This is a genomic window from Geobacillus sp. FSL W8-0026, from assembly GCF_037966255.1.
In the GTDB taxonomy this organism is placed as follows: domain Bacteria; phylum Bacillota; class Bacilli; order Bacillales; family Anoxybacillaceae; genus Geobacillus; species Geobacillus icigianus.
This window is the reverse complement of sequence record NZ_CP150194.1, coordinates 1,460,868-1,483,784: the sequence shown is the minus strand read 5'-3', so window position 1 is coordinate 1,483,784 and position 22,917 is coordinate 1,460,868. Positions and strand designations below refer to the sequence as shown.

The window sequence follows — 22,917 nt, the reverse complement described above, 5'->3', positions numbered from 1 at the left end:
CTCCTCTCCTACTCCGCTTTCGGAACGGCGAGCTCGACCGTCGTTCCTTGCCCGACTTCGCTTTCCACCGCAATTTGCCCGCCGTATTTATCGATGATTTCCTTGGCAATCGAAAGTCCAAGCCCAGCGCCGCCCTGTTCACGGCTGCGCGCCTTGTCGACGCGGTAGAAGCGCAAAAAAACGTTTTTCAGCTCGTCTTTTGGAATGCCGATGCCGTGATCGCGAACAGCCACGATGACGAACGCGTCTTCTTCGCGCAAGGAAATGACGATCTTTTTCACCTGCTGAGAATATTTTACCGCATTGTCAAGCAAAATGAACAGCAATTGTTCAAAATGATGCTTTGTGATTAGAATGCGCGCGAGCGGATAGGTCGGTTGGTCGATGAGAAACACAAATTCTGGATGCAGAACACGGAAATTTTTGACGACTTGTCCAACCGCTGCCGCTGCATCGATCGGAGCAATCTCCTCGGGCACGGCAATCGCCTCGGCTCGCGATAAATCGAGCAGTTCCAAAACGAGCCGTTTCAGCCGCTCCGCCTCTTTCACCGCCGCCTGAAGCGATTCTTCCAAAATTTCCGGATTGTGCTTGCCCCATCGTTGCAGCAGCGACAGATGGCCTTGCAAAATGGCGATCGGTGTGCGCAGTTCATGGGACGCGTCCTCCACAAACTGGCGCTGCACGGCGAACGATCGTTCAATTTCGTCCATCATGCGGTTGAACATATGCATCAGCTCGGTGATTTCATCGCGCGCCGGAGGCACATCAATGCGCTGTTTCAACCCGTTATCCTGGATGGCAGCCATCGTTTTCGCCAGCTTTTGCAGCGGCCGGACGAACGTTTGCGCAACCAATCGACCGGCGAGCGCGCTTGCCGCCATGGCCAGCACGCCGATGACCGTCATAACGATAAACAATGTATCTGTCGTTTGTTGAAACTTGACAAGCCGGCGGGCGATTTCAATCGTCCCGTGCAGCTGACCGGCATGAAAAGGCTGGCGGAGCAGCAAAAACCGCTCATGGTTGACGAAATGCTCATCCAATTTGCGCGTGCTCAGTTTTTCGTCCGGCGTCAGCGAGACGGCAGCGCCGTTCGAAACCGAGACGATGATCGTCCCTTTCTCATCAGTCACACGAATAAGCTGATAGTGCTCATTCAGCCTCTCGAGAAACGAGCGGCTGCGGCGAATATCCTCCCATGATAAATTACGTTTCTCCGCGTAATAGGTTTCAATTTCCGCCACAGCTCGTTCCATCGTTTTTCGTTCTTCCCTCAGCATCCACTGCTTCACCATATAGTACTGCAAAAACGTAAAGAGGAAATAGGTGATGAAAATGGCCGCTGCGGACAACATCGTCAGCTTGCTTTGCAACGAAAGGCGGCGGGTCATGGGCGCATCACATATCCCGCGCCGCGCACCGTCTGGATATATCGCTCTTTGTCATGCTCATCGAGCTTTTGTCGCAAGTAGCGCACATAGACGTCAACCACGTTCGTCTCCACTTCCGCATCAAACCCCCACACTTTGTCAAGAAGCGCGTCGCGCGTCAAGACGACGTTAATGTTCTGCATAAACGCGACGAGCAGATCGTATTCCCGCTTCGTCAGCTCAATAAACTCATCTCCTTTTTTCACGGTGCGCGCCTGCACATCGACGACCAAGTCTTTAAACGTCAGCACTTGCGCATCCGCTTCCGGGCGAACGCGGCGGAATAAGGCGCGAATGCGGGCGAGCAGCTCTTCAATGGCAAACGGTTTGACGATGTAGTCATCAGCGCCGTTGTCAAGTCCCATGACGCGGTCAAACACGCTGTCGCGCGCGGTGATCATAATAATCGGCGTCGATTTCGCCGCCCGAATGCGGCGACATACTTCCATGCCGTTCAGACGCGGCAGCATCACATCGAGCAAAATGAGATCCCACGGTTCCGACAAGGCGAGATCCAATCCTTCGCGCCCGTCGGCGCATACGCGCACTTCGAACCCTTCGTGCGTCAAATCCAGTTCCAAAAACCGGGCGAGCCCGGCTTCATCCTCTATTAGCAAAATGCGTCCATTCACTGTTGTCGTCCTCCTTTCCATCCATGACCATGCGCCCATTCATTTTCGTCCTTGAGATATTTCCTCTTTAACTATACACCTTGCCTTGCTTGTTCGCCAACGCACCGAAGCAGCCGAGCCGAAAAAAGAGGTTGGCGGCCGTCCAGCGCGCCGCCGAATCGCGACCGCTCACGAATGACGGTCGACCAACCAATCGATGATGGCTTGAACGATTTCCACGGCTTGATAAGACAGAAGCGAGACAGCTGTTCCGGAAAAAAACGCCGTCACCAACCAATGAATGATATGCATCGCGTCACCCTCCTCTAGGTCGCCAGCTATAGCTGACGGCGCCATTTGCGCGTTTATTCGATGCAAGTGTCATTATATTCCATTGGGGTTAAAACAAAATGAAAAGTTGCTAAAAGGATGGTAAACAGCGGTTTTCTCGCCGAAAAAAACGCGGCCAGCACGCTTGGCCCAATGACGAGCCGCCGACAGCGGGGGCACACCATTCGCGTTCTCCTCGGTTTCAAAACGGCTCGGCAACCGTCGCCTTTTCCTTGCCTGCAACATACATTGACAATGAATCGCTTTGCCGGCCGGAGCCGTCTCGGCAGAGCCATTTCGCTTTGTTGCTGAAGGAGGGAAGCGCCATGAATCAGCCGTTTCAACCGCCGTCCGGTGGAGACGGAGAACATCCGCTTCATCATTTACGGCACATGATCCATCAATGGTTGGACGAACGTCCGTGGCAAAAACTGCTGGAAACGCTCGACGACTATTTCGCGCAAACGTTTGTCGAAGCGTACATCCCGATCGAAGTCAAAGAGACGAAGCGGGAATACCAAATCATCGTCCGACTGCCCGAAACAAAACGGGAACAAATCAGCCTACAGTGGCAGGACGATGGGCTGCAGCTGTTCATCGACCATTATGAAACGATCGAGTCCGCCGACAGCCATGGCCATGTGTACGAGCGGCGGCAGACGCGGCGACGTGTGGCGAGATGGATCCCGTTTCCCTACCCGGTCGCCGAACACGAAGTCAAAGCTTCGTTTCACAACGGGTCACTCGTCATTCGGCTGCCACAAAAACGAAAATATATCGACATTGAATAGGCCAAAGCTCATCTCGTCGAGTAGAAAAAGGGTGTCCCAAAACGATCGGGATACCCTCGTTTTTTCTGCGACAGGTTGCTTTTCCGCTCGCGGCTGCCGCTTCCGCTGCTCGCGATCCCGGCTTGGCGTTCCGCGCCAAAACTCCCCCCGCAGGCATACATACTTTTCTGGCTGACAAGCTACGCTACTAGGTAGGAGGTGGAAAACGAATGACCAAACTGCCTGATTTTAAGCAGCTGAACGATCGGGTGATCAATGAGCCGCCAAACGAACCGATGCTCGTCATCAAGACGAAGCTCGACCCGGACCGCGTCACGGAAGAAAACCCCTACGCCCAAGGCCGTTCCGAGGTCAGCCAAGCGTTCGTTTCGTTTTTTGAAGGGGGCGAGCCATGATGGAACAAACGCTCGCTTACTTGCGTGAGGTGCTGTCCAACTATTTGGACCACCATGACGACACGCCGAAGCGCATCTATCAAAAGCTCATTGCCAAGCCGTATCGGGGCGAAGGGGAATTCGTCCGCGACTTGACGCAGGAAGAAAGCGCGTGTTTGGATCGGATTTTGCGGCATGAAATCCGCTATGCGATGGACGAGCGCGATGAAAAACGCGTCTTCCATCTCAACGAAGTATACGAGCTGCTCATTTAACTTCACGAGCAACGACGTCTTCCGTCTCAACGAATCGGCCGTGCGGACTCCGTGCATAAGGGGGAAGGACGACGGCGGCGCGTTTCGGCGTGCGGTTTGTTCGCCGAATGCGCCGCCGTTTGACGGTCTCTGGGCGAAAAGGCCGGCGACGGATCGTTCCCCCGGACTCTCCTCCCAAGAAGGTTCGTAACACCGGCTTTTTTCGCGGCGAACTCCATCGAGCTCGCCGCTCTCACCGTTTTCACCGGCCCGCTACGTGAAACAGAGGCCGCGGGACGCTTGCTGACGCCACCAAAGAGGGCGGCAAAAGCGATGAAGGCGCCCGCTGTCTTTTCAACTGCTCCTTCCACACCGAAGACCGCTATAATTTATTTTTTCCACGTGCTGAGCAGCCCTTTTAACATACCGTTCACCTGATTGATCGTATTGATCATTTGCCCCATCGTGCTCATCATTTTGTTGATGTCGTATGTGCCATCGCTGTTTTTAAACTGCTCAAGGAAAGAGGGGCGCGGCGGTGGCAACAAAGGCCCAGGTTTAGGATACGATGCCGGGTGGGAAGTCGCCCCTACTTGACCGGGCGGGAAATGGGGCCAGTGAACAGGAGCGGGCGGGAAGAAGGAAGCTCCATGCGGAAACGAAGGCCCGTAGTGATGACCGCCGAAGCCGTACGGCCCATAGAAGGGCGGCGAACTTGGACGAGGATAACGGTACATCGTCGCTCTCCCCTTTTTCGTTGTTCCGTTCCCCAGCCTAAAAAGGGATGGGCTGCCACTAGTATATGTGCGAACGACCAATGGCGTGTATGGACATGTCACCTCTTGTCGGAAGTTTTAATTTTCCGAAATCGTTCGTTTTTCCTATTTTCATGGTACGATGTAAAAAAGGGGAAGGGGGAAAAGCAGCAATGAACGTGACCGAATTAAAGCATAAGTTTATCGCGGTCAAACAGAGCGAACCGACCGAGGCGAACGAACTGCTCGATTTTGCCCGCCGCCTGTATTTGCGCGGGGACATTTCGCTCGCCCAGTACCGCAATTTAGTCCGCGAGCTTGAACGAGCAGGCGCCTCCCTGCCGAACGAAGCAGAGGAATATGCCGGCCTTTGACATCCGGGGAAAAACATCTTCTGCCTCGTGGGGGGAGACGAACGATGGTCTCGCCAAGGAGGAGGCGCCGCCGAATCGGACGGTGGGTGGCGAACACGAATGTTCATCAAACCGGCGGGAAAGGCTGAACGTGCGGCTGATCGTCCGATCGCTTCAGCTCGCGGCGCAGCACCCGTTTCCGTTCATTCACCTAACGAGGGAGCTTTTCCCTTCTTTTTTTTGCATATTTTTCGTAGCGGCACCTCATCGTAATACAAAGGGGGTGCTAGCTAATGGGACGCGGCGTGCATTTCCATCATAAACAGAAAGGCCATGATCACGAAAAACCGCAACATGGCGAACCCGCTCCGTCCAAACATACCGAACGGGTCGCGTATGACATTCATACCGTCGCCACGGCGGAAAGCGGCCCTGTGTCCATCACCACCCAAAAAGATGGCTGAACGAAAAAAGCTGTCCCCTTGCGCGAGGGGACAGCTTCTCCGCTTACACCCCATACAATGTGGACGACAGCGGCAGCCGCCCGTCTGTTTTCTTGCCGTCAAGCCGTTGTTCAATGCCGGCGATCCGTTTCTCTAAACGTCCGATTTCTTTTTGATGTTGGCTGTATCGGTCTTCGATAACGTCATGAATCACCTTTTCCATTTTTGCATCCACTTGTTCGAGTAACGCCACCATTTCCTCGAGCTGTTTTTCGATTTCCTCTTTTTTGACGAGCCGTTCTTTCATTCCCTTTCCCCCATTCTTGGCGTGATGATATTCCTTTCGCGGCTGGGCGAACCCCTCCCTTCCTCGGCGACAAAAGTAGAACGAATTCGGCAAAGAAAGAAGCAACTAGCCGCCGTTCGACAGCGATGGCTCCCCAGCAGCTTGATGGCGCCCCCGGCGGAAGCGGGAGATTTCGATGCCTGAGCCGTTCGAAAAAACAAAAAAGCGCACATTCCTCAAGCGTATGGTATAATAAAAACCATTCAAAGGAGGGGAGGCCATGACGCTGAACTATCCGAACGGAAAACCGTACCGCGACGAACGAGCAAGGTGGAAGCCCCCGTCTGTGGCTGGCTATGCCAATCGCGGCATGACGCTCGAAGACGACTTGAATGCAACGAATGAATATTACCGGGAGCACGGCATCGCCATTGTGCATAAAAAACCGACTCCGGTGCAAATCGTTCGCGTCGATTATCCGAAGCGGAGCGCGGCGGTCATTAAAGAAGCGTATTTCCGTCAAGCGTCAACGACCGACTACAACGGCGTGTACCGCGGCAAATACATCGATTTCGAGGCGAAGGAAACGCGAAATCAAACAGCGTTCCCGCTCAAAAATTTTCACGCTCACCAAATCCGGCATATGGAGCAAGTGGTCGCTCATGGCGGCGTTTGTTTTGCGATTTTGCGGTTTTCCTCGCTTCAGGAGACGTATTTGCTCGACGCATCCCACCTGATCACTCGGTGGAACGAGCAACAATCCGGCGGCCGGAAATCCATTCCTAAGCGGGAGATCGAGCAGCTCGGTCACTACATCCCGCTTGGCTGTCAACCGAGAATTGATTATATTAGTGTAGTAGAACGCGTATACTTCACCCTTTCCGGTGAAAACTCGTAAGAAAGGCAGGATTTTTATGTCTGGTGAATATCGTTCTCGCGCGGAACGGAAACAGGCGACAAAGCGAAGAAAACAAAAAAAAGGAAAAGCGAAAAAAGGGACTTCATGGATGAAAACGATCGCCATGGCCATATTATTTGTCATCGTCCTCGCCGTCGTCGGGGGCGTGGCGACGTTTGCCTATTTCATCAAAGACGCTCCCCCGCTCGATGAGGCAAAGATCAAAGACCCGCTCTCTTCGACCTTGTTCGATATGAACAGAAAGAAAGTGGCGGAACTCGGCGGCTACAAGCGGACGTACGTTTCGTACAAAGAAGTGCCGAAAGTGCTGGAAAAAGCGGTTTTAGCCGCGGAAGACGCGCGCTTTTACGAACATCACGGCATTGACGTCGTCCGCTTGGCCGGCGCCGTCCTCGCCAACATTAAAGAAGGATTCGGCGCTGAGGGAGGCAGCACGATCACCCAGCAAGTCGTCAAAATGACGTTTTTGTCGCCGAAAAAAACATTGGAGCGGAAAGCGCAAGAAGCATGGCTGGCGCTCCAGCTTGAGCAAAAATATTCCAAACAAGAAATTTTGGAAATGTACTTGAACAAAATTTATTATTCCGATGGTATTTACGGTGTCGCCCGTGCCGCTGAATATTACTTCGGCAAAACGAATCTGAAAGACTTGACGCTTCCGGAAGCCGCGCTGTTAGCCGGCATGCCGCAGGCGCCCAACCGCTACAACCCGTTTGACCATCCGGAGGCGGCGAAAGCGCGGCGGGACACCGTGTTGACGCTCATGGCGCGGCACGGCTTCATCAGCAAAGACGAAGCCGAAAAAGCGAAACAAGTGCCGATCCAATCGATGCTCGTCAAACATCGGAAAAAGCAAAGCGGCGTGCCGTACGACGCCTTCATTGAAGAAGTGATCAAAGAAGTGACGGATAAAGCGAACGTCAACGTCTTTGAGGATGGGCTGAAAATTTACACGACGCTCGATCAAAACGCCCAGTCCTACGTTGAAAACCTGCTAAACTCCAATCGCTATTTCACGAATAAAAAAGATTTGCAATCGGGGATTGCCGTCATCGACACGAAAACGGGCGCGATTCGCGCGTTGGGCGGCGGCCGTCATCGCGACCAAGTCGAGTTTGGCTTCAATTATGCGATTAAACCGGTCGGCCAGCCCGGATCGACGATTAAACCGATTTTGGACTACGGCCCGGCCATCGAATACTTAAAATGGTCGACAGCGCACATCCTCGTCGATGAACCGTATGCGTACTCAGATGGCACGCCGATCCGCAACGCCAGCAACAGATACGCAGGGGCGGTGACGATGCGCAGGGCGCTCACGTGGTCGTATAACATCCCGGCGCTCAAAACGTTCCAAGCTGTCGGCAAAGAGCGGGCGATGGAGTTCGCCAACCGGCTCGGCATGGGCTTCACCGAAGTGTATGAGCCGTTTGCGATCGGCGGCGTTTCCCATTATGTATCGCCGCTGCAAATGGCCGGCGCCTACACCGCGTTTGGCAACAACGGGATCTACACCAAACCGTACGCCGTCACCAAAATCGTCTTCCCAGACGGCACGGAAATGGATTTGCGGCCGAAATCGAAGCGAGTCATGCACGATTATACGGCCTATATGATTACCGATATGCTCAAATCGGTCATCCGCTCCGGAACGGGGCAGTCCGCTTACGTACCCGGGCTCGAGATGGCCGGGAAAACAGGGACGACCAACTACGGCAAGGATGGCAGCAAATTCGGGCTTAGCAAAGACGATGTGCCTGACAGCTGGATCATTGGCTATACGCCGAACTACACGACCGCCGTCTGGGTCGGCTTCAGCAAAAAAAGCGAAACGGCGTTCCTGACAGATCGAGAACAGCGGATTCCAAAACTGCTGCTCAAAGACATCATGTCTCATATTGATGACGGCAGCGGCAAGTTTCAACAGCCGTCCAGCGTCGTGAAACTGCCGATCAAAAAAGGGACGAACCCGCCGAAGCTCGCCGACAAATACACGCCGGAAAACGAGATTATCTACGAACTGTTCATCCGCGGCACCGAGCCGACGGAAACAGCGAAAGATGAGCCTAAAGAGCTGCCGATGGTCACCGGCTTGACTGCTTCATACGACCAAGCAGCGAACACCATTTCCGTTTCATGGTCGTATAGCGAACAGACGGACGACACGGTCTTTGAGGTGCACATGAAAGACAGCCAAGGCCATGTGCAGACCGCTGTGACGAAAGAGCTGGCCGTCTCGATTTCCAACCCGACGCCAGGCGCTTCCTACACGATCGCCGTCTATGCGAAAGAAGGCGAACGGATGAGCAAACCGGCCATCACCTCGGTTCAAATTCCTGGCAGCGAACCAAATGAAGGAACACCGACCACGCCGGGTGATGGTTCCAACAACTCCGGAAACAACGGGCAAGGAAACGGCCAAGGGAATGGCAGCAACCAAAGTGAAAACAACGGAAATAACGGAACGAGCGAAAATGGTGGAAACGATGAAAACGAAGGTCATTCCGACAACCCAAGCGGCCAGCCGAACGGTGGAACCAACAGCGGACAGCCGAACGGCGGAACCAACAGCGGACAGCCGAACGGTGGAACCAACAGCGGCAAGCCAGGCGGAGGCACGGGGGGCAGCTCGCCACCTTCAGCGCCGTCGACACCATCAAACAAAGGATCAGGCACCACCAACGGAAGCGCTCGATAAAAAAGATGGCGGCATTAGCCCACCACTTCCTAAATGTAGCCGGCATCCGCCAGCTGCTTTCAGACCAACGTTGAATCAAAAAGAGGCTGTCCCAAAAGGTCGGTAAAACGACCTTTTGAGGACAGCCTCCTGCTTTTGTTTTTACATTATTTGTCTATTTTTTACTTTCTCAAAGGATCTGCTTCTTCTTATCCCCGTATGTTCTCCCTTTTTCTTTTTATTGGGTGGACGGTGGCCGCCCACTTTCTCAAATTGTGGGCAGCACAAATAAGCCCCCATTCCACGGTAATTTTTGGGAGCCCCCTTAACAAAAAGCGCTGGAATTGCTGGTTATGCTTGATTTGCCCAAACACCGGCTCGTTTTCGATTTGCCGTCTTCGATATGTCGCCGCCCCTTCTTCCGTGGACAGCCGTTCCCGAATCTCCTGCCGTTGTTGTTGATTCTTCAAAGAAACGCGGATGGTTTTCGTGTCTTTGCCTTTGGCGCATGCCGTTTGAAACGGGCATCCGGCACATGCCGTACAACGATACGTCCGTTTGACGGTAACGTACCCATTGTCGGTCGTTTCCTTCCGTTCATACACAAACACCAACCGTTCCCCTTTGGCGCAAATCCACTCATCCAGCTCCTCATCATACGTCATGTTCTCGATTCGGCCGGTCTCTTTCGCCCACGCTTTCGTTTGTTCCCGGTCCAGCGTGTTGTACTTGATCAGGGCGACGATCTTCTTTTTCTCGCAGTACGTGTAGTTCTCCTCACTCCCATAGGCGGAATCCGCAATGGCCCGTTTGGGCATTGGGCGTCCATAGGCGGCCAATTGCTCCAAATGCGGAATGAAACATCCGGCATCCCCCGCCCGTTGATGCACGCTAAATCCAGTGATGAATTGGTTCTCTGTCCCAATCTGCACATTATATCCCGGTTTGAGCTGGCCGTTTTTCATATGGTCGTCTTTCATTCGCATGAATGTCGCATCCGGATCCGTTTTCGAAAAGCTGTTCCGTTCGCCCAACACTTCTTTGTATTCTTCATACTTCTTCTTACGGGGGAGAAGATCTTGCTCCAATTGCCGTTTTGCTTTCTTTAACGTGCGATTCTTCGGCTCTTTCTTTAGGCGTTCTTCCACTTGTTCGATGACGGCTTCGATCTTTTCGGACGTAATCGGTGAAGCTTCCAGTTTTTCTTGAAAATCCCCTTCTTGTTCCGCCTCTTCATCTTCTTTCGCCACCTGTTCGATCGAGGCAACGATTTGCCGGAATTTCTCCTCCAGCTTCTGATCGTACTTTTCCGTGAAAATCCCCACCACTGGGTGAGTGCTGTATACGCTCCTGATCCGTGCGGGTATACTGAAAATGGCCAAAGAAGGCAATAGGAAAGCAGAGGTGCCCGATTTTCGGACATCTCGTATGATCTGGCTGCCTGTTGGCTATACTAGATAAGTTGTGGTTGGCGGAACGACTCTTTGCGGGAGATCATGCAAAAGATGATCACCAACATTCGTCGAGCCGTGGCGATGAGGGCTTTTTTCTTCCCGCATCGGGCCGCCAACGACCAAAATTTTCGGGACAAGGGATGTGTCTTGGATCGAGCTGCTGACCATGCCGCCTCGCATAACGCTGATCGAAGATGGGGATTGCCTTTAGTCGTACGCGTGCTCTTTCGCTTTCCGGCGCTTTCATGGTTGCCGGGGGACAACCCCGTCCATGAAGCCACCCGTTCCGGCGTTTCAAAGACGCTCATGTCGGTTCCCATCTCGGCGATGATGACGGCGGCGGTTTGTTTTTTGATTCCAGGCATGGTCATCAGTAAGTCCACTTCCTCCCGATACGGCTCGAGCAGGCGGTCGATGTGCTGGTCGACTTCTTCGATTAACTGCTCCAATTCCTCCACGTGTTTCCACAAGAGGCGAAGGAGACGGAGCTCGTGTTCGGTCAAGGTGCCCAGCAGCGAATCATACACCGCCTGCTTTTTCGTTTTGAGCCTGCCGCGCAGGCATTGATCCAGCTCGTCCTTGTCCACGTATCCCTTCTCGAGCAGCCGGGCAAGGATGTTTCGTCCGGAAACGCCGAAGAGATCCGAGAGGACGGAGCCCAGTTTGACATTGGAAGACTCCAGCACTTTTTGAATCCGGTTTTTCTCTGAACTCAACTGTCCGACCCACTTTTTGCGGAGGCGGGTAAAATCCCGCAATTCGCGAATATCCGCTGGGGGGACGAAACTTTTTTCAATGAGTCCATGGCGGAGCAGCTTGGCGATCCACTCGGCGTCAGAGACATCGGTTTTTCTTCCCGGGACATTTTTGATCCGCTGCGGATTGGCCAGTGTCAAGTCGACATAGCCCTCGAGGAAGGCAAAGACCGGTTTCCAATACACGCCGGTGGATTCCATGGCGACATGGGTAACGCCATGTTCTTCGAGCCACTCAAGCAGGTCGCCAAGTCCTTTCGAGAACGTGGAGAAGGTTTGAATGTCCTTTTGAATGTGTCCATCTTCTTCCCATAGCGCGCAGGCGACGATGGTTTCGGCATGAACATCCAATCCTGCGCAGCGAGGATAGATGACATCCATGATGAAAATCCTCCTTTTCGATGATCGAGTGCGCAAACAGCGAATCCACGGGAGAAATGCGGCAGTTTTCCGTTCGTCGTCACCTTTCCTCTATCACAGGAAAGGGCGGACAATGGGTGGTGCACCCAGTGGATTCAAACACTTTTCCGTACAGGGTCTAAGCCACCATTAAGCATAACGTCCTGTTGAACTGTTTGCGCCTATTCTTCATTATGGGAAGAAAAGGGGGATTTTCATCCCTGGGTGGAGGGCAAAACGTTGCCCATGGATCTTTTCCGTGAAAATCCCCACCACTGGGTGAGTGCTGTATACGCTCCTGATCCGTGCGGGTATACTGAAAATGGCCAAAGAAGGCAATAGGAAAGCAGAGGTGCCCGATTTTCGGACATCTCGTATGATCTGGCTGCCTGTTGGCTATACTAGATAAGTTGTGGTTGGCGGAACGACTCTTTGCGGGAGATCATGCAAAAGATGATCACCAACATTCGTCGAGCCGTGGCGATGAGGGCTTTTTTCTTCCCGCATCGGGCCGCCAACGACCAAAATTTTCGGGACAAGGGATGTGTCTTGGATCGAGCTGCTGACCATGCCGCCTCGCATAACGCTGATCGAAGATGGGGATTGCCTTTAGTCGTACGCGTGCTCTTTCGCTTTCCGGCGCTTTCATGGTTGCCGGGGGACAACCCCGTCCATGAAGCCACCCGTTCCGGCGTTTCAAAGACGCTCATGTCGGTTCCCATCTCGGCGATGATGACGGCGGCGGTTTGTTTTTTGATTCCAGGCATGGTCATCAGTAAGTCCACTTCCTCCCGATACGGCTCGAGCAGGCGGTCGATGTGCTGGTCGACTTCTTCGATTAACTGCTCCAATTCCTCCACGTGTTTCCACAAGAGGCGAAGGAGACGGAGCTCGTGTTCGGTCAAGGTGCCCAGCAGCGAATCATACACCGCCTGCTTTTTCGTTTTGAGCCTGCCGCGCAGGCATTGATCCAGCTCGTCCTTGTCCACGTATCCCTTCTCGAGCAGCCGGGCAAGGATGTTTCGTCCGGAAACGCCGAAGAGATCCGAGAGGACGGAGCCCAGTTTGACATTGGAAGACTCCAGCACTTTTTGAATCCGGTTTTTCTCTGAACTCAACTGTCCGACCCACTTTTTGCGGAGGCGGGTAAAATCCCGCAATTCGCGAATATCCGCTGGGGGGACGAAACTTTTTTCAATGAGTCCATGGCGGAGCAGCTTGGCGATCCACTCGGCGTCAGAGACATCGGTTTTTCTTCCCGGGACATTTTTGATCCGCTGCGGATTGGCCAGTGTCAAGTCGACATAGCCCTCGAGGAAGGCAAAGACCGGTTTCCAATACACGCCGGTGGATTCCATGGCGACATGGGTAACGCCATGTTCTTCGAGCCACTCAAGCAGGTCGCCAAGTCCTTTCGAGAACGTGGAGAAGGTTTGAATGTCCTTTTGAATGTGTCCATCTTCTTCCCATAGCGCGCAGGCGACGATGGTTTCGGCATGAACATCCAATCCTGCGCAGCGAGGATAGATGACATCCATGATGAAAATCCTCCTTTTCGATGATCGAGTGCGCAAACAGCGAATCCACGGGAGAAATGCGGCAGTTTTCCGTTCGTCGTCACCTTTCCTCTATCACAGGAAAGGGCGGACAATGGGTGGTGCACCCAGTGGATTCAAACACTTTTCCGTACAGGGTCTAAGCCACCATTAAGCATAACGTCCTGTTGAACTGTTTGCGCCTATTCTTCATTATGGGAAGAAAAGGGGGATTTTCATCCCTGGGTGGAGGGCAAAACGTTGCCCATGGATCTTTTCCGTTGATTTGCGCCAAACGAACGTGTATTTGTTGGCATTGGCCTCGATTTTCGTTCCATCCAGAAAGTAATCCTCTAGTTTGACGAGCCCTTCTTGACGCAGAAGATCAACAATGGAGAAAAACGTTTCGTAAATGACGTCCTTCATCCGTTCCGAGCGAAATCGGTTGATCGTGCGGAAATCCGGTGTTTGATGGCCGGAGAGCCACATAAAGTAAATGTTTTCTTTCAACTGCTTGGCGATTTGGCGAGAGGAGTAGATCCGATTGGCGTAGGCATACAGGATGACTTTCAACATCATTTTCGGATGATAGGCTGGGCGGCCTCCACCAGGATAGAGGGAAACGAGCAGAGCCGGATCCATTTTTTCCACTGCCAGATCCACGATCCGGCAAAGATGATGTTCCGGAATGAAAATTTCAAGATCCATTGGCAAAATGAGTTGATCTCGGTTATAATAAATGTACATAAGAAAACCGTCCTTTCTTGGTAGGGTTATGGTGACTTTATTATACCAAAAGAGGAACGGTTTTCTTATTTTTTTTTGCGAAAAAAAGGAGGGTGTCCGAAAAGCGAACGCTATGCGAACACTTTTGGGACACCCTCTTTATTTTTAGCGACTTATCGGACAGCCCTTTTTCTAGCACGGGTAAGTTATGGCTCGCGCTTTTTCATTCGTTTTTTTCCTTCCCGGCATAGCTCAAGCAGCGGACAGACCGGACATTGTGGTGCTTGCGCCTTGCAATGGTAGCGGCCGAAAAAGATCATCCGGTGGTGGGTGATGGACCACTCCTCTTTCGGGATTTTTCTCATCAGCGTCTGTTCCACTTCGAGGACCGAGTCGCTCCAGCGGCAAAAGCCGAGCCGTTTGCTGACGCGTTCCACATGTGTATCGACGGCGATGGCCGGAACGCCAAACGCGACAGAAACAACGACATTCGCCGTCTTTCGCCCCACTCCCGGCAGCTTCATCAATTCATCGCGGTCGCGCGGCACTTCGCCGTTATACTGTTCTATCAACATCGCACACAACTTTTGAATATGTTTCGCCTTGTTTCGATACAAACCGATCGAGCGAATATCCTGCTCTAACTCCGCCAGCGGCACAGCGAGGTAGTCATGCGGCGTTCGATATTTCTCAAACAGCCGTTTGGTCACTTTATTGACTAACGCGTCCGTGCATTGCGCCGACAGGACAACCGCAATCAACAGCTCAAACGGATTGCGGTGCACAAGTTCGCAATGCGCATCGGGAAACATGCGCGCCATGACATCCAAACAATAACGGATTTGCTGTTTCGTCAGCACCCGTCTTCCCCCTCCTTTCGTTGCCGCGCCCGCAGACCAAACAAAAACGAGAGACAACGCCTCTCGTTTTCGGAGACCGATGATCGAAGGGCGCTGACCGCCCCCGAGTCACTGACCGTTTCCTCCCTTGTGATTTCCCCGCTCTGTCGGTCTTTCCCGTTCTTTGACGAAAGCGGGTCGGATCCCAAGCCCCGTTTTTCAACGAGAACCTCCTTGCCGCATCGGCGCTTCTTTTCCCACGTTTCCTCATCGATCGAGGGGAGCCGTTGGTGTTCATCGGCCGTTTAGGAATCGAGCCAGTTGAAAAACGGGATCGTCGGTTGAAATTCCCCTGTCGCCTGCTTCGCCGGACGAGCGGACGGCTTAGGTTTGCGGAATTTTTTTCCGTAATCTTGCGCCTGTTCAATCGTCCGAATGCCGTTCTTTTTCCATTCGAATAAAATGCGATCAATGTAGCGGAAATTCAATTTTCCCGACAGCACGGCCTCGCGCAGCGCCGCCTTGATGATCGCCGGCTCGTGGCCGTCTTGATCGATCCACATCGCCAGCGTTTCGCATTCAAACGGGGAAAGGGGGCGGCCAAACTCTTGTTCAAAAACGGTGTATAAACTTTCCTCCGCCTTCTCTTCCTCAGCCTGCCCGCTGCGAACGGCGTCTGTATACAAATGGTGCACCAACTGCTCCCAGAGGGGCTCGAGCGTATATTTTTCGCTGCGAATGCCTCGCTCATCCGTCTGTTCCTCGATGGCGATCATTCCCTTTTGCAAAAGCCGCCGCACCATCTCCATGCATTCCGCCGCCGAGATCGTCATTTTTTCAGCCAGTTCAGCCGGTGTTGGAAACGAAACCCCCGCTTCGAAAAACGACTGCATGTGCAGAAGCAGGACAAGTTCCCTTTCGTCCAAGCCGAGCTGCTTGTAGCGGTCAAGCAGCAGTTTGGAAACAGCAATGCTTCCTTGCGCCAGCCATTCGGCCACTTTTTTCTTTTCCATGCCGATGCACCTCAATGATAGTATACCATGCCGGCGGCGAAAAAACCCTTTTTTGCCGAGGGATTATGGATAAAGACGATTGAGCAGCCGCGGGAACGGAATGGTTTCGCGCACATGCTCAACGCCGCAAATCCACGCGACGGTTCGTTCCAAGCCAAGGCCGAATCCGGAGTGCGGCACGGAACCGTATTTGCGCAAATCGAGATACCACGCATAAGCGTCAAGCGGCAAATGATGCTCCTCGAGGCGCTTTTTGAGCAGCTCGTAATCGTGAATGCGCTCGGAGCCGCCGATGATTTCCCCGTATCCTTCCGGCGCGATCAAATCGGCGCACAACACCACTTCCGGGCGATTCGGGTTCGGCTGCATATAAAACGGCTTCAAGGATGTCGGATAATGGGTGATGAACACCGGTTTGTCAAAACTTTCAGCGATGGCCGTCTCATGCGGCGCGCCGAAATCATCGCCCCATTGGATATCGGTAAACCCTTTGTCATGCAGCAGTTGGATCGCCTCATCGTACGTCAAGCGCGGGAACGGCGGCTTCACCAATTCCAGCTTGGCCGTATCGCGCTCAAGGCGGCCGAGCTCGAGCCGGCAGCGAGCGAGCACGGACTGCACAAGGTGCGACACATACTCTTCTTGCAGCCGCGAGTTGTCCTCAAACTCATAAAACGCCATTTCGGGCTCAACCATCCAAAACTCGATCAGATGGCGGCGCGTTTTCGATTTTTCGGCGCGAAACGTCGGACCAAAGGAAAACACTTTGCCGAGCGCCATGGCGGCCGCTTCCATATAAAGCTGGCCGCTTTGCGATAAATACGCGTCTTCTTCAAAATATCTCGTATGGAACAGCTCGGTCGTTCCTTCCGGCGCGCTGCCGGTCAAAATCGGGGCATCGACCTTAACGAAGCCGCGGTCATTGAAAAATTCATACGTCGCACGGATGATCTCGTTGCGAACTTTCATGATCGCGTGCTGGCGCCGCGACCGCAGCCAAAGGTGGCGATGGTCCATCAAAAATTCAACGCCGTGCTCCTTAGGCGTAATCGGGTAGTCGACCGCTTCATGAATGACTTGCAAATCGGAAACCGATAGTTCATAGCCGAACGGAGAGCGCTCATCGATGCGCACCGTGCCGGTCACATAGAGCGACGTTTCCTGCGTCAGCGCTTTTGCCCGCTGAAACACTTCTTCGGAAACATTGGCTTTTTCCACCACCGCTTGAATAAAGCCCGTTCCATCACGCAGCTGCAAAAAAGCAATTTTTCCGCTCGAGCGCTTGTTCGCCAGCCAAGCGCCGATCGTCACTTGTTGTCCGACGTATTGATTCACTTCCGCAATCGTTGTCGTTTTCACGTATCCATTCCCTTCCTTTCCTCTTATCGCCTTGTCCGTGCGTTTGCCCTCATGATGCCGCCCCGCCGCGACAATTCGCCCCCTAGCTGAAGCGCGGAAAAAGCGGCTTTGCTTCAAGCAAAGCCGTCTTTCCATTGCCTAGCGGCCAAAGAGGCGGGCGGATCGCTGTTACGCGCGCGCTTCCATAAAGCGGCGAATGCGTTCGATGGCGGTTTCCAACGCCTCTAACGAAGTCGCATAGGAGAGGCGAACGTTGTCCGGCGCCCCAAATCCTGAACCCGGCACAAGGGCCACTTTCGCTTCTTCGAGCAGGGCGGCGACAAGGTCATCAACCGTGCGGCAGCCCGCCATCGCGGCCGCTTGGCGAGCGTTCGGAAACAAGTAAAACGCCCCTTGCGGCTTCAGGCACGTAAAGCCCGGAATTTGCACGAGTTTGTCGTAGATGATATGAAGGCGCTGTTCAAACGCCTGGCGCATTTGTTCCACCGGCTCCTGTGGGCCGCTGTAAGCAGCGATCGCCGCGTATTGGGCGATCGAGGTCGGGTTGGACGTGCTATGGCTGGCCAAATCGGTCATCGCCCGAATGATCTCTTTCGGCCCCGCCGCGTAGCCAATGCGCCAGCCTGTCATCGAGTGCGATTTCGACAAGCCGTTGATAATGACCGTCTGTGCCTTTAACTCCGGCGACAGTTCGGCGATCGACACATGCTTTGCCCCACCGTAAATGAGTTTTTCGTAAATTTCATCGGAGACGATCAGCACCCCATGCTCCAAGCAAATGTCGCCGAGCGCTTTTAATTCTTCGGCCGTGTAAATCATGCCGGTCGGATTGCTCGGCGAGTTGATGATGACCGCTTTCGTCCGCGGCGTGATCGCCTCTTTCAGCTGCTCCGGCGTCATTTTAAAGCCGTTTTCCTCCCGTCCCTCCACATAGACGGGAACGCCGCCCGCCAGCTTCACCTGTTCCGGATAGCTCACCCAATACGGGGTGGGGATAATGACTTCGTCGCCTTCGTCCAACAGCACTTGAAACAGCGTGTACAGCGCATGTTTCGCCCCGACGCATACGATCACTTCGGCCGGTTCATAATCGAGCCCTTGGTCGCGAGCGAACTTTTTGATAATTTCCGCTTTCAACGCTGGCAGTCCGCCCGAGGGCGTATATTTCGTATGCCCTTCGTTCATGGCCTGAATGGCGGCCTCGATGATGTGCTGCGGCGTGTTGAAATCCGGTTCGCCGGCTCCTAAGCCGATCACATCGTGCCCGGCCGCTTTCAGTTCTTTTGCTTTCGCCGTAATCGCCAGTGTTGCCGACGGCGTCAGCGCCGCTACCCGTTTTGCCAATTTCATCGCTTCTTCCCCCTCACATCGTCATCGTTGAAAGCTGTACCTTTTCAAAAAAGAGCCGTCGGTGAAGTGCAAATAGTAAAACGAGTATCTTCCCTCGTCGTCCATATAGGTCAACTCCCAAACCGGCACGCCTTTTTCCATGCCGAGCGTGGCGTCAATCACCTGCTGCGGGTGGCGTTCGCGCCGCAAAATGGCGCGCGCCTCCGCCTCGCTGATGCCGCTATCTGCTCGCCGAACGACGACATCCCCGCTTTTTTCTGGCACCCACACGACGAGATCTTCCCCTCGCTTCGCGCGGCCGATGAATACGGTGTATGCTTCATCGCCATAATATGTATAGACTTTCTTGATCTCGACAAGCTCCGCCGCTTCCTTTGCCCGCTCCAAGGCGCGCGCGACCATCGCGCGCTTGGGCGCCAACGCTTCGCTATAAATGGACCACGTCTGCCACACGAGAACGGCAAAAAAAAGCAATAGAAGCCATCCCCACTTTTTCATGGCCGATCACGTCCGGTAAATGGTAAAAACGGCTTGACGCTTGTCGTTTTCATCCAAAGCGAGGCCGAACATCAAATTGTCGCGCTTGAGCGTCCGGTTCAGGCAATCGACGATCTTGTACAAGTCCTCGGAATGCTGAATTTTGACGGTGGCGAGCACTTCGATTTTGCTTTCCATTTTCGTCGCTTCCTCCTGTGCGGCGCAAATTTTGTTACTTATACAGACGGGCGGCTCCGGCAACAATACAAATACAGCAGCCGCAAACGTCACACCGGTTGCGCGTCTTCGCCTTTTGCGGCCAGCCGACATGGCGGAGACGCCTGTTTGGCACCTTGTGCTTCTTCCCTATTATAGCAGGTTTGTCCGACCATTTCATAACAAATTTGCCCGCCTACACCGCCAACGCAAATTTGCCTCGTTCCCGCCCCGCCTTTGCGCGGGGCTTCTTGCTTTGCGCTCTGTTTGGCGAGTGGACGCCATCTTTAGATTGCGCCGTTTCCCTCCTCTTTATGAGAAAAAGACGGGCGAAACCGCTCTTCCTCCATCCCCCCTCCGCCGTTTTCCCAAGCTCATCATTTTTTCAAGAACGCTAAAAAGCCGCGCCGGCCTTATGCCAGCCAGTCTTCCGCCGCCTCGAGCAGCGCGGCAAGCGGCCCTTCGTGCACCGGAAGCGGCGGCAAGGAAGCCAAAAAATCGGCCCCGTAGGAAGCGGTCAGCAACCGGCGGTCAAGCACAAACACCGCCCCTTTATCGCGTTCCGTGCGAATCAGGCGGCCGAATCCTTGGCGAAAGCGAAGCACCGCCTCGGGAAGCGAGAGCCGAGCAAACGGATCGCCCCCCGCGGCGCGAATCCGTTCACTTTTTGCCGCCGCCACCGGATCCTCAGGAGAGGCAAACGGCAGACGAGCGATGACGAGGGCGGCGAGCGCCGGCCCCGGCAAATCGACCCCCTCCCAAAAGCTGCTCGTTCCCAGCAACACCGCTTGATCAAATTGCAAAAATGTCCGCAAAAGTTTCGTCGGGCTGCCGCTTTGCACTCCTTGGGCGATCAGCACGAACGGCTCGTTTCCCTCCTCGGCCTTGAGCGCTTCAGCGGTCAGCTTCAGCAATTCATAGGAAGGAAACAGCACAAGCATCCGCCGGCCGAGGCGGCGCGCGATCGCAACGATGGCCGCGGCGGCCGCTTCCGCGTACCGTTCCAGCGGCACGGCTGACACAAGCGGCAGATCGGTCGGCACAAAGAGCGCCGCCTGTTCCTCATAGCGAAACGGAGCTGGAAACGAGCGGCAAAGCGGATAAAATTCTTCGAGGCCGAGCCGCGCCGCCATGTAGCTGAACTGACCGCGCACCGTGAGCGTCGCCGAAGTCAATATGACGCTCCGCTTGTTCATAAACAACCGGTCCGCGAAAAAAGCGGAGAGATCGACCGGCTGCGCATAAAGACGGACGGCGTTCGCCGCCCCCTTTTCGTCCGCTTCCATCCAGCGCACGACTCCTTCCTCGGTTTCTGTCAGCAACCGAACGAGGGCGGCGATGTGCCGGCGAAGCGCGGCCATATCAGCCGAGAACGAGACGGGCAGCGCCATCGTCTCGTTCTCGGTCGCCAACAGCGGTTGGACCGCCGCTGCCAGCGCCGCTATCGCATCGCGGAGACGCCAACACAACTCGACGGCCGCCTCCCATGTTTGTCCGCGCTCATCGGCCGGGGAAAAACGATAACGGCAACGCCCGGCTCTGGCTGGCTGTTTTGCCAGCGCGTAGCGGCGCAACAGCCGAAACAGCTCATCCCCTTCAAACTGCAGCTCCTCAAGAAGCCGTTGGCAACGGGCAAGCGTCGCTCGCGCCTCGCAACGCTGCTCCTCTTCCCTTCGCTTCGCCATCGTTTGCGCGAGTTTCGCCGTCAGGAAGCGAAACGATACGTAGTCGACCCGCTCGCCAAAATGACGGGCCGCCGCGTCTTCCAGCCGATGCGCTTCGTCGATGACAAGATAGCGAAACGGCGGGAAAAGCGGCCGAGGAGCCGTCAAATCATGAAGCAAAAAAGCATGATTCGTGATGATGAGATCAGCCTCTTCAGCCCGTCTTTTCGCTGCGGCGAAAAAATGGTGCCGCCCACCCTCTTCCTCTTCTCCAATGGCAAGGTCCGCTAACAGCATCCGGGCGCCGGATGGAACGTTCAACTCATCCAAATCGCCGCTCTCCGTCTCCAGCAGCCAAACGAGCAGCTGACATTTCAAAAGGACGGCATCGTATGGATCGGACGGCTCGGCTAAAAACGAAGCAAACTTCTCGATGGAGAGGTAGTTTTGTTTCCCTTTCAGCACGGCCACGCGAAGCGGAAACGGCACCACTTCTCGCAGCACCGGCACATCGCGGCGGATAAGCTGCTCTTGCAGCTGGATCGTATTGGTGCTGATGACGACCCGCTCTTGCCGCTCACCGGCGAAAAAAGCGGCTGGAATCAAGTAAGCGAGCGATTTGCCAAGCCCGGTCCCTGCCTCCATCATGGCGTGCTGAGATGTCGACAGCGCCTCATAGACGAGCCGCATCATCTCCCACTGCGTCGGACGCCGCTTGTAACCGGGAAGCGGCAACGGCGGCTCCTGTTCAGAGAAGGCGGCGAACGAAGCGGCCACAGCCCCCTTTTCTTTTTCCGGGCGCGCTGGGGCCGGCCGTTTCAGAGCGATGCCGCCATGCATGACAAATGGTTGGTCGTTCGGCGCTTCTCGCTGTTTTTCCGCGATCAGCGCATCAAGAAGCAAGTAAATGTCGCTCTTGAGGCGGCGGGCGAGGCGCCGCAGCTGTTCGAGCGTCACGAGCGGCAGGCGGCCAAGCCGCTCAAGCAAAGCGAGCAGCAGCTTGGCGGTCACTTCGGCATCGCTGTCCGCCTGATGGGGGCGATCATGGCGGAGGCCGAGCTGCCTCGCCAAGTCGCTGAGTTTGTAACTTTCCGCCGTTGGCAGCACGATGCGGGCGAGCTCCACCGTGTCAATCGTCGGGCCGGTGAACGGGGGGCGACCGGCCCGTTCTAGCTCAGCCTGCAAAAACGGCAAATCGAAATCGACGTTGTGGGCGACAAAATACGCATCATCCATCATGGCCGCGATCTCGCCCGCCTTGTCGGCAAACAGCGGCGCCCCTTCCACCGTCTCTTCGTTAATGTTTGTCAGCTGCTGGACGAACAAAGGAATCGGCTGTTCCGGGTTAAAAAAACTGGAAAACCGCTCAACGATCAAGCCGTTTTCCACAACCGCCATGCCGAGCTGAATGATCCGATCTCCTTTTTTCGGCCCATTTCCAGTTGTTTCTAGATCAATAATGACAAAGCGGGTGGCCATTTTCATCACCTCAAAACGAAAAGGGGCGGAAAGCCCCCTTTATAAAATCGTATGTGCCGGCTCTTCAGCAATTAGCTGGACAATTCGGTTGTTTTCATCCATAATCGCAATTTTCGGCCGGTGTTTAGACACTTTGTCCTCGGGAACAAGCGCATACGAAATGACGATAATGACATCCCCTTTTTGCACGAGACGGGCGGCGGCGCCGTTTAGACAGAAGACGCCGCTGCCCCGCTCGCCGGGGATGATGTATGTTTCAAAACGGGCTCCATTATTATTGTTGACCACTTGCACTTTTTCATTAGCTACCATGCCGACGGCATCCAAAATATCTTCGTCGATCGTAATGCTGCCGACGTAATCCAAATTCGCTTCCGTCACGCGGGCGCGGTGAATTTTCGCGTTCATGAGCGTGCGAAACATGG

23 protein-coding genes and 2 pseudogenes are annotated in these 22,917 nt (G+C 54.4%); 8 read left to right on the top strand and 17 right to left on the bottom strand.

Annotated features, from left to right (window positions below):
- Positions 1-8: 8 nt before the first annotated feature.
- From NST29_RS07540 to NST29_RS07530, 3 genes are all read right to left on the bottom strand, one after another.
- Entirely contained in the window at positions 9-1,394 is a 1,386-nt protein-coding gene (locus NST29_RS07540) for an ATP-binding protein (RefSeq protein ID WP_033021704.1), read from the bottom strand.
- Positions 1,391-2,086, bottom strand: a complete 696-nt coding sequence (locus NST29_RS07535) for a response regulator transcription factor (RefSeq protein ID WP_033021711.1) — start codon at positions 2,084-2,086, stop codon at positions 1,391-1,393. The genes NST29_RS07540 and NST29_RS07535 overlap by 4 nt, the downstream gene beginning before the upstream one ends.
- Positions 2,087-2,233: 147 nt before the next feature.
- Positions 2,234-2,356, bottom strand: a complete 123-nt coding sequence (locus NST29_RS07530) for a hypothetical protein (protein WP_255358719.1) — start codon at positions 2,354-2,356, stop codon at positions 2,234-2,236.
- Positions 2,357-2,700: 344 nt separating this feature from the next.
- Between NST29_RS07530 and NST29_RS07525 the strand changes: the two genes are divergently transcribed.
- The 3 genes from NST29_RS07525 to NST29_RS07515 all read left to right on the top strand — a co-directional run bounded on the left by NST29_RS07525 (position 2,701) and on the right by NST29_RS07515 (position 3,814).
- Entirely contained in the window at positions 2,701-3,165 is a 465-nt protein-coding gene (locus NST29_RS07525; protein WP_033021702.1) for an Hsp20/alpha crystallin family protein, read from the top strand.
- A gap of 209 nt (positions 3,166-3,374) precedes the next feature.
- The gene (locus tag NST29_RS07520; RefSeq protein ID WP_033021700.1) at positions 3,375-3,560 is read left to right on the top strand and encodes a hypothetical protein; all 186 of its coding nucleotides are present in this window, start codon (positions 3,375-3,377) and stop codon (positions 3,558-3,560) included.
- Positions 3,560-3,814, top strand: a complete 255-nt coding sequence (locus tag NST29_RS07515; RefSeq protein WP_033021697.1) for a sigma-G-dependent sporulation-specific acid-soluble spore protein CsgA — start codon at positions 3,560-3,562, stop codon at positions 3,812-3,814. The genes NST29_RS07520 and NST29_RS07515 overlap by 1 nt, the downstream gene beginning before the upstream one ends.
- Before the next feature lie 368 nt (positions 3,815-4,182).
- Here NST29_RS07515 and NST29_RS07510 read toward each other — a convergent pair whose 3' ends face one another.
- Entirely contained in the window at positions 4,183-4,530 is a 348-nt protein-coding gene (locus NST29_RS07510) for a YppG family protein (protein WP_033021689.1), read from the bottom strand.
- 191 nt (positions 4,531-4,721) lie between these two features.
- Between NST29_RS07510 and NST29_RS07505 the strand changes: the two genes are divergently transcribed.
- The 3 genes from NST29_RS07505 (at position 4,722) to NST29_RS07495 (ending at position 5,365) form a co-directional block, all read left to right on the top strand.
- Positions 4,722-4,922: a YppF family protein gene (locus NST29_RS07505; protein WP_033021686.1), complete on the top strand. Its 201-nt coding sequence runs from the start codon at positions 4,722-4,724 to the stop codon at positions 4,920-4,922.
- A 99-nt stretch (positions 4,923-5,021) separates the two neighbouring features.
- A complete protein-coding gene (locus tag NST29_RS07500) occupies positions 5,022-5,174 on the top strand; it encodes a hypothetical protein (protein ID WP_156102729.1) in 153 nt (50 codons plus the stop codon).
- Positions 5,175-5,194: 20 nt separating this feature from the next.
- Positions 5,195-5,365: a hypothetical protein gene (locus NST29_RS07495; RefSeq protein WP_165570943.1), complete on the top strand. Its 171-nt coding sequence runs from the start codon at positions 5,195-5,197 to the stop codon at positions 5,363-5,365.
- Positions 5,366-5,408: 43 nt separating this feature from the next.
- On the opposite strand, the gene NST29_RS07490 is transcribed toward NST29_RS07495, so the two are convergent.
- Positions 5,409-5,651, bottom strand: a complete 243-nt coding sequence (locus NST29_RS07490; RefSeq protein ID WP_033021683.1) for a hypothetical protein — start codon at positions 5,649-5,651, stop codon at positions 5,409-5,411.
- A gap of 259 nt (positions 5,652-5,910) precedes the next feature.
- Between NST29_RS07490 and recU the strand changes: the two genes are divergently transcribed.
- Both recU and NST29_RS07480 read left to right on the top strand, forming a co-directional pair.
- Complete coding sequence (recU, locus tag NST29_RS07485) at positions 5,911-6,528, top strand: Holliday junction resolvase RecU (protein WP_033021682.1); 618 nt, start codon at positions 5,911-5,913, stop codon at positions 6,526-6,528.
- Between the two features lie 16 nt (positions 6,529-6,544).
- On the top strand, positions 6,545-9,247 hold the full coding sequence (locus NST29_RS07480) for a penicillin-binding protein 1A (protein ID WP_033021681.1): 2,703 nt from the start codon (positions 6,545-6,547) through the stop codon (positions 9,245-9,247).
- Between the two features lie 188 nt (positions 9,248-9,435).
- Here the strand turns inward: NST29_RS07480 and NST29_RS07475 are convergent.
- The 12 genes and pseudogenes from NST29_RS07475 to panD all read right to left on the bottom strand — a co-directional run.
- Positions 9,436-10,539, bottom strand: a pseudogene (locus NST29_RS07475) (IS1182 family transposase); the annotation flags it as partial.
- A 140-nt stretch (positions 10,540-10,679) separates the two neighbouring features.
- Positions 10,680-11,816, bottom strand: a complete 1,137-nt coding sequence (locus NST29_RS07470; protein ID WP_033842531.1) for an IS110 family transposase — start codon at positions 11,814-11,816, stop codon at positions 10,680-10,682.
- 419 nt (positions 11,817-12,235) lie between these two features.
- Positions 12,236-13,372: an IS110 family transposase gene (locus tag NST29_RS07465; protein WP_033842531.1), complete on the bottom strand. Its 1,137-nt coding sequence runs from the start codon at positions 13,370-13,372 to the stop codon at positions 12,236-12,238.
- A gap of 270 nt (positions 13,373-13,642) precedes the next feature.
- Positions 13,643-14,116 (bottom strand): annotated as a pseudogene (locus NST29_RS07460) (transposase); the annotation flags it as partial.
- Positions 14,117-14,301: 185 nt separating this feature from the next.
- Complete coding sequence (gene nth / locus NST29_RS07455) at positions 14,302-14,955, bottom strand: endonuclease III (RefSeq protein ID WP_033019584.1); 654 nt, start codon at positions 14,953-14,955, stop codon at positions 14,302-14,304.
- Between the two features lie 284 nt (positions 14,956-15,239).
- The gene (locus NST29_RS07450) at positions 15,240-15,947 is read right to left on the bottom strand and encodes a DnaD domain-containing protein (protein ID WP_033019582.1); all 708 of its coding nucleotides are present in this window, start codon (positions 15,945-15,947) and stop codon (positions 15,240-15,242) included.
- Positions 15,948-16,010: 63 nt separating this feature from the next.
- Positions 16,011-17,306 (bottom strand): asparagine--tRNA ligase, encoded by a 1,296-nt coding sequence (asnS, locus tag NST29_RS07445; protein ID WP_339232870.1) that lies wholly within the window; start codon positions 17,304-17,306, stop codon positions 16,011-16,013.
- A gap of 168 nt (positions 17,307-17,474) precedes the next feature.
- Positions 17,475-18,656 carry a pyridoxal phosphate-dependent aminotransferase gene (locus NST29_RS07440; RefSeq protein ID WP_033019577.1) on the bottom strand — a complete coding sequence of 394 codons (1,182 nt, stop codon included), beginning with the start codon at positions 18,654-18,656 and terminating at the stop codon, positions 17,475-17,477.
- Between the two features lie 21 nt (positions 18,657-18,677).
- Positions 18,678-19,154, bottom strand: a complete 477-nt coding sequence (locus tag NST29_RS07435) for a DUF5590 domain-containing protein (RefSeq protein ID WP_033019575.1) — start codon at positions 19,152-19,154, stop codon at positions 18,678-18,680.
- Positions 19,155-19,160: 6 nt separating this feature from the next.
- Positions 19,161-19,331 carry a YpmA family protein gene (locus tag NST29_RS07430; protein WP_081897228.1) on the bottom strand — a complete coding sequence of 57 codons (171 nt, stop codon included), beginning with the start codon at positions 19,329-19,331 and terminating at the stop codon, positions 19,161-19,163.
- Positions 19,332-19,762: 431 nt separating this feature from the next.
- Positions 19,763-22,492 carry an ATP-dependent DNA helicase DinG gene (dinG, locus tag NST29_RS07425; protein ID WP_033844944.1) on the bottom strand — a complete coding sequence of 910 codons (2,730 nt, stop codon included), beginning with the start codon at positions 22,490-22,492 and terminating at the stop codon, positions 19,763-19,765.
- Positions 22,493-22,531: 39 nt separating this feature from the next.
- Entirely contained in the window at positions 22,532-22,915 is a 384-nt protein-coding gene (gene panD, locus NST29_RS07420; protein ID WP_033019574.1) for an aspartate 1-decarboxylase, read from the bottom strand.
- Positions 22,916-22,917 lie beyond the last annotated feature (2 nt).